The 7,534-nt window shown below is 52.5% G+C and carries 4 protein-coding genes, 2 tRNA genes and 1 pseudogene; all 7 read left to right on the top strand.

The window, feature by feature from the left end; all coding sequences use genetic code 11:
- Window positions 1–107, top strand: a pseudogene (locus RMSM_RS40165) (carbon storage regulator); the annotation flags it as partial.
- A gap of 688 nt (window positions 108–795) precedes the next feature.
- Window positions 796–868, top strand: a tRNA-Glu gene (locus tag RMSM_RS25870).
- Window positions 869–1,086: 218 nt separating this feature from the next.
- A tRNA-Gln gene (locus tag RMSM_RS25865) sits at window positions 1,087–1,157 on the top strand.
- A gap of 2,173 nt (window positions 1,158–3,330) precedes the next feature.
- Window positions 3,331–3,801, top strand: coding sequence for a hypothetical protein (locus tag RMSM_RS25850; protein WP_008703670.1), 471 nt, complete (start codon window positions 3,331–3,333; stop codon window positions 3,799–3,801).
- A 406-nt stretch (window positions 3,802–4,207) separates the two neighbouring features.
- Window positions 4,208–4,999, top strand: a complete 792-nt coding sequence (locus tag RMSM_RS25845; protein ID WP_008703668.1) for a hypothetical protein — start codon at window positions 4,208–4,210, stop codon at window positions 4,997–4,999.
- Window positions 5,000–6,346: 1,347 nt separating this feature from the next.
- Entirely contained in the window at window positions 6,347–6,781 is a 435-nt protein-coding gene (locus RMSM_RS40160; protein ID WP_144057967.1) for a hypothetical protein, read from the top strand.
- A 456-nt stretch (window positions 6,782–7,237) separates the two neighbouring features.
- Window positions 7,238–7,534, top strand: a 297-nt coding sequence (locus RMSM_RS25830; RefSeq protein WP_040769416.1) for a hypothetical protein, incomplete at its 3' end; no start/stop codon positions are given.

Below are 7,534 nucleotides of genomic sequence, written 5' to 3'. Positions count from 1 at the left end.
CCGTTTGGGCGTCGAAGCCCCACGTCGAGGTGCCCGTTCATCGTCGCGAAGTCTATGACGCGATCCAACGTAGTTTGGAAGCAGGCGATACCCCTGTGGAATCGTAATGGGATTGGGTGAGGTCCCATGCCCCCCTGGGACCTGCCTCGTACCTCTTCTCTTCGCCCCCACCTGCTACTTTGCTCGCGATCAATCGATCCTGCGAGTGTTCTCCTCTTTTTTCACGCTGCCCGAGTTTCGGGCTGATAAAGCGCCGAGCTCCCTTTTCGGCGTTCGGCTTTGAATAGCCCCCACTTCCGCACAGGAACCGATGGCGACTGCTGCCGTTTTGGAGCGACGGGTTTTGTTAGGCAGGGTTTTGTTAAGCAGGGTTTTGTTAAGCAGGGTTTTGTTAAGCAGGGTTTTGTTAAGCAGGGTTTTGTTAAGCAGGGTTTGATCGTGCGAACACGCGGATTGTGACCATCGTCCGGACATCGCCGACGGCAGAGTGCATTCTTCATGCCGCTGCCAACTTCTGGCGGCGGGATCAGCAGCTTTTCGAGAGGGGGATTCGGGATGGTCTCGGCTATGACCCGCCAAAATCAAACATCCGAAAGCAAAAAGCGAACAAAAAGTTTTTGGCTTAAACCCCGTGTTTTATGACAAGCTTGGACTTTTTTCGGCCGAGAATGAATATCAAGGGAAGTGAACCCTTGACGAGAGTTAGTGGTCTTAGCTAAAAACTCTCTCACAGTGATCAACGCGTTGCGGAGACCGTCACACGCCTCACCGGCAATGACAATTTCCACAATTCATGGCCCCTTCGTCTAGCGGTCCAGGACACCGCCCTTTCACGGCGGTAACACGGGTTCGAGTCCCGTAGGGGTCACTGATACACACAAAACCCTGTGGTGAGAGCAATCGCTCAAAGCCACGGGGTTTTTTCGTTGTCGAGATTCTTAGCATCAAGCCAAGGATCTGGCACGAAGAAAAAGATCAGGAGCAAGGAAGCAAACTCGTCCGTTAAAAATTTTTGGACGAACCTCGAAAGAGCAACCGAGCTCCTCTTCTGAACGAAGCAAAGTATTGCTAAACTAAGCGAAGTTCTACCCCGTGGTGTAATGGTAACACTACTGATTTTGGTTCAGTCATTCAAGGTTCGAGTCCTTGCGGGGTAGCTCTCAGTGTGGAAAACACCGGGGGTTTGGAAGGTGACGTTAAAAGCACCACCAAATCCACCACCTACGCAGCTCTCTTTGCGAAATGTGTCCATGCTCAGCTACCGGAGTAGCAAACCAGCAAGCTGACCGGCCCTCTCACGTCATCGCGCGGTTCCATCTCACGATTGACCGGTTTTCTCGCGTCGATTTCTTAGTTTTAAGCAGCTAGGCAGGAGTCTTTCCGTCTAATGGCCGCTTTGACGTAGCCACCGTTCCGGCATTCAGCCGCGACTAGCAGGCTGTTTGGTTTAGTCGTACGACGGACTTCCTAGTCCGTCGAATTTACTTCATTAGATCAACAGCCCGCCAGCGACCAAACGCAACGCTGTGAAGCATTTTTTCGTAGCGAAGCTTGCAGAGAGTTTCGGTTTTACTCGCGTGGCCGAAAGTCTCTGCGGCTTTCGCTACAGTGAATTCGCGTTGCCTAAGTTTCGATCACGGTCAGTGGTGTCTTTTGCCGATGCGCGTGGCGACTCGCACGACACAGCCCGCACCTAGACTTCAATCGCAAACGCCCCGCAGCGTCCATCGCATTGAGCGTAATGAATTTCATTTGACGAGGCGGTTTTGAAGAGGCGGTTGAGCCAAGCCTTCGCGCACTTGTCACGGCTCTCACGTCACGTCGCTGCAGGTTGATTCGCCCGTGTTATGGAAACGCGAATGACCGCGAACATCGGCCACCGCCTTCTCCCACAACCGCTATTCGTACACGTCACGGGCAATCCAGCCATCCTCGCGCGAGCGGACGGAGCGGTCACAGCGCCAGTGAATTTTCTTGTAGCAGGACTCCAGCGAGGTCAATGCATCCAGCGCACGAATGTTTGCATCAAAATTGCTTGACCTGGGGGCTGCGCTCCCCCATACTCATCGGAGCTGGAGCAACCGGCGATAAGTCCTTCCCGAACCGGCGATAACGCCCGCAATGTCACCGACCGTACCGAAGGTGCAACCGGCGATAACAGCCCCCAGGATCCGCTTATCGCCACCCCAACCGGCGATAAGTACCTCGTTACCCGACTGACTGTCCTCAGCGCTTCTGATGCTGACACCGTACCTCTGTAACTGAGATACTCATCTACTGCCGATTACAAACCCTCCGTTCTTCGCACTGTAAAGGATTCGAACCATGACACGTTTTGCCGTCTTACTTGCCTCAATCTTCACTGTATCATTTGCTACAGCGGAACCACCGACGCGTAACGCGTCAAAAGGGCACAGTCTCCGAGAGACTGATGCGGATGTTCCAGCAACCACAAAGGATCGCTACAGTTCTGCATTGCATGAGTACAACGTTCGGCTTGGCGAGTTCGACCGCGGGAGATCTCCGGTGAACGTGGTGCTTCAGTCAGCAAAAAAACTGCTGCACGCTTCACTGGATGCCGAGATCGCGGATTCGACGTCGCTATACGAAAAGCGAGTTGGGGACATCGAGGTAATTGCACGAAGAAACTTGGGGCTGGGGACATGCACAGTACAAGAGGTAGCTCAAGCTGAATCATCGCGACTTGACGCTCTACTCAAGCGGTCGCTTGAGCAACCTTCTAGATAATCGATCAAAGCGGGGAACCATCGCGTGCACCTGAGAACGCGAGCCGAGCGATTTGGCCGGACAAAACAAAGGTGGACAAAACAAAGGTGTCAGACAAAACAAAGGTGTCAGGACTCTTATTCAGAATAAGAGTCCTGACACCTTTGTCCTACCCGGCTTTCCGGTAATCTGGATGGGGAATCCGTACCAAGACCCAGAGAATCCGCGGCCATTTCTCGGTGAATGGGAAACACACGGAGCATTCGGCGACTTTCGAGTCATCGTCACGGCGGGCGAAGGGCTGTCGGTCCGTTGTACGGATCTCAGAGTCAATGCCGATTTGGATGTATACGATCAACGCATAGCGTTCAATCAATTGTCGTTCGTCACTCGCACAGATTCACAGAACGTTCTGCACACGATACGGCTCGATGATGGCAATGTGCTAAACTACCAGCTGACCATAGGCCAGTTCGCCCGCAGAACAAACAAAGGGGCGTAACGATGACGATGCATGTGAGTCGCCGAATTGAGTTTTTTGAAGTGGCAAGTCGTTTGCGGCGACCATGTGATTGTTGATATTCTCCTGCAGGAATAAAAACTTTGCGTATTTCGCCCGTCGGTGCAATTGTCGGAGCAGGCCTCTGTGCGATTGGTCGAAGCTTAGTCGTCTTTTCGGTGATCCAAGAACCGGCGGTGATCTTAATGCTTCCGTCCGCAGCAATTGGCTTGCTTGTGGGCGCCATCGCAGGAGCCATTGGACGTCCTGTTGTGTCTGCCGTGGTCGGCGCACTTCTTTCGGCGATCGTTTTCGAATTGTTCATGTTGCCCTGTGTCTCGCTGATTGGCATCTTTGGCGACATCACCGGGAACACGAATGCGGATTCCGACTTCTTCCGAGCAACGCTGAAGTACTTGATCGGCATGGCAGTCGCGGGCGGTATTGGAGGCGGAGTCGGTGGGGCGGTTGGCCTACACGGTAGTGAAATTCCAACCGAGTCCAGCGAGGACTTGGGGATTGGCGAAGCAAGCGACGAACCGAAGTCGCGGAAGCCGGGCGACTTTGAAAATTGAAAATCAGCTCGCATGACTCGGTTACCGATAACGTTCTGGCATGAAACAAGTCACGCTATCGAAACATTTTATTCACTGTACTACCGACAAAAACATGCGGGGCAAAAAGATGGGGGCAGGGTGGAAAGCTGTCGGCGTTTCGATCTCCGGAATCGATTCTTCATATTTTTGCCCCTTATGTTTTTGCCGGAAAATCAGCGCGGCTGAATTAGTCAGGAGCGGGCTGAGTGCACTTGTTCATTGATCTATGCAGCGAACAGCTCATGCTTGGATGAGGTGATCACCATCGTACTGGGGCTTTTATATCGTTTTTCGTTGGCACTCTCAAAATCTGGTTTGCACGGATGGGTTGCGCAGTCGGGATTTCGTGGGCTAACCGTAATAACCCTTAAGGAATATAGCGAAAATGGACGCATCGGAGAAACAACATCGGTGGTTCGCACGAATTGGACTAGCCTTTGTCGTCTGCTGGTTTATTGGTGACGTCGGCCTGACCTGGTCGACTCATGTTATGCACCAGAGCAAGATGAAACGAGACGCGGATCGTATGCGGGCAGCGAGCTTTGATGTTTTACGGAATAGGGCAGAAAGATACGGCGGCGGACAAGAGGGTCAACTGCTTCCAGCGATGACGTCGCTTCGCGACTTAGCGAGGGTGCCGCTGCGGATAGCGGGCGTGGTTGGCTTGGTGATCTTCTTTGCCTACGCGAATGTCAGAGTCTGGTTGAACAAGAAAGAGTCATCGTTTGTTCCCGACCCGCTGATGGGAGGAATCTCGCGAGTTGGTCTGTTTCTCGCCGTCTTATTGTTCGCTACCTCCGTTGTCTACGGCCAAAGTCGCACGTCGATGAAGGCGGTAGATCGGGTGTTCTCGATAGAAGAACGCAGAAAAGATCTTGAGTTGCGCACCGTACGGATTCCCCAGAGTCACCCCAACCACGGCACGACGACGTATGGTCGTGAACGAAGAGGAAAGACGACGATGGCTCAGATTGACGAAAAATCTCGTCGGCGCATCCTCGTCATCAGGCTGTTCTCAGGTGCGTTGGCGATTATTGGATTCGCGTCCTTGGTTATGGGCTCCCGCCCGAAACGCAAGGAACCGACGCATCACAAGAGAAAGTTACCTGATATTCTTGAAATGCCATTCTCAAAGGAACCGAGTTCCGAAGATGGCGAACCGCTCGGTGATGCCTAGTGTTCCCAAACGCTGGCATCGTTTCCAATGGATGCTTTCATGGAATGGGTGCACGGGATGCTGTTGGTGCGCGGTTGGGCCGTGCTTGAATTTTGGTGGGACTGATTCAGCTTGTTAAACTGACGCAGTTGCTTCGGGGCCGCGAACTACGCCGTGGACCGGCTTGCACGCGGCAGGAACCATGCGATCAACCGAAGTCGCGGATGGACCGATGTTGGCACCCAAACCGCATTGCCGCGATTTGGGTTTTCACTATCGTTCTTGCCGTTCGTCGATTCCCGGTCGACCGGCGCTGATTTGTTCGGTCGAAGGTCGGCCACGAATTTCACGGATGATCACGAATGGCACATGGTTTCCCGATTCGTGTTGATTCGGGAGATCCGTGGCTAGTTGCCCGCTGCGGCTTTTCCCCATTCTGCTGGACAAAGTCGACTCTCGCAAGTCACTCTCTTCTCATCTTCCTACCTCCATCTTCCTACCTCCATCTTCCTACCTCCATCTTCCTACCTCCATCTTCCTACCTCCATCTTCCTACCCATTTGTTCGGTCGGATCTGGCAGGAAAATGGAGGCAGGAAGATTTCGGGAGTGGCTGAGTTGTGGAGCGAATGCTGCGCGGTCGATTGTTGCTCGCTCCCTCTTTAACCAGTATTCTAAGTCTGCGGAGCGATGCCGATTGGCGAATCGTGTGCAGCACAGAACCATCGCAATAACCAAGTGGTGCACGCGAGCGGCGGCAACGCCTTTGCTTTCAACACAACATCTTGGGACGCCGCCGTGTGACCACCGCCGTTGTGGCATGGAAGAGGTTGCGCTTTCGAACATTTTTTTTATACCGCATTACCGGCAAAAACATGGGGGGCAAAAAGATAAGTACAGGGTGGAAAGCAGTCGGCATTGCGATCTCCGGAATCGATTCTTCATATTTTTGCCCCTTATGTTTTTGCCGGTAAATCAGCGCGGCGGAATAATTCAAACGCCGGCTGAATGCACTCGTTCATTGATCTATGCAGCGAAGAATAATGCTCGGACCAGGTGACCAACACGGTTCTACTATCGAAGGGAGACGTGCATGCTAAGACTAAAACGCGTTGTTCGGTTTCGTCTGGTTTCACTCTTGATTTTCACCGCGTTCGTTGCGATTTGGGTCGCGGCAACGATTCGGCCGCTTCGATACTTAGCCGACGCTCAGCGTCTTCGCGATCTGGGTGGGCGTGTTGCAAACCGAGGGACCGATCTTGGCATTACCGGCGTTCCCTATCTCGTGTTCTGTCGGTTGACAGGACGGCACACGGAACTCCCCTGCATTCTTACGCTTGACGAGCAGTGCCCAGAATCTGCACCAGCGTTGCGGATCGCAGGACGCATTCCCACGTTCGCAGCGATTGACTTAACTCGATCAGACGTCGATGACGAATCCTTCGCTTTTCTCAAACCCCTGCGTGACGTCCAGGATATTCGTGTTCAGGGGCGTCCGCTGACGAATTCAAGCATGCTTATTGTGCGCCGATGGAACGGTTTGCGGTCTGCTTCCTTCCATGGAACCGAGATCGACGATGCTGGTGTTGCTCACCTCGCCGGGTGCGAACAACTCACCGAACTCTCGCTACGTAGCACAAGATTGACTGACCGCTCCGTTGAAACGTTGGTTTCTCTCAAGCAATTAGAACGTCTGGACGTTACAAATTGCAGATTGTCTCGAAAAGCAATAAAACAATTAACTGAGGCGTTGCCGAAATGCAAAGTTGAGACGCGTGATCCGTGGCATGTGGAAGCAGAATAATAACATGCAAAGTAGACATGGTTCGCAGCTTGCAAACGGTTTGGCTGCAATGGCGTGGTCGCAGAGACTTTCGGCCATGTGAGTGAAACCGAAACGCTCTACGATTTTCGCTACGGTAAAATGCGTCACAGCGTTGCGTTTGGGCGTTAGCCTCGGTTGAATGTCGAAACCGTGGCTAGCGGGCCGTTGATTTAATGAAGTTTTCTGTGGTAACGGGCGGCCGATGGACTACCTCGTCGGTCATTGGTGTATTCGACGGACTAGGAAGTCCATCGTACGACAAAATCAACAGCCCGCTAGCGCCAAAGCGGCTGGATTTACGGAATGACTTCCGCCTAGCTGCTCAATTGAAAATCATTCGTCCGTCCAGGGTGACGGCGACCGTTATCCTGCTAATTCAATCACTACGGAACAATCGAGAAAATCAGCTGTATGAACCTTCCTCCAGTGCTAAACATGGCGATGGGCGTTGCATTTGTTGCCCTGATTCTTTATTTGCAGATATCTCGAGGTATGTACCGAACGGTGAAAAAGAGTGCGGCTGAGAATCCGAAAGTTCTCGGACAAGACTCCAAAGAGGTCATCATTGATAATGTCTCGCTCGATGAAATCCAGGGCATGTGGCGTATGATCTCCGTTGGACGCAATGGAAACTTCGCTCCAAAAGAAGTCATCGAGAGATCGAATTTTACAATTGCAATCGTTAGCAATACGCTTACCGATATCAATTCGCTGACAATGAGCACGATTGAT

The sequence above is a fragment of the Rhodopirellula maiorica SM1 genome (genome assembly GCF_000346295.1).
Taxonomy (GTDB): domain Bacteria; phylum Planctomycetota; class Planctomycetia; order Pirellulales; family Pirellulaceae; genus Novipirellula; species Novipirellula maiorica.
Note: the sequence above shows the minus strand (reverse complement) of the source record. Positions and strands in the feature narration are given on the sequence as shown.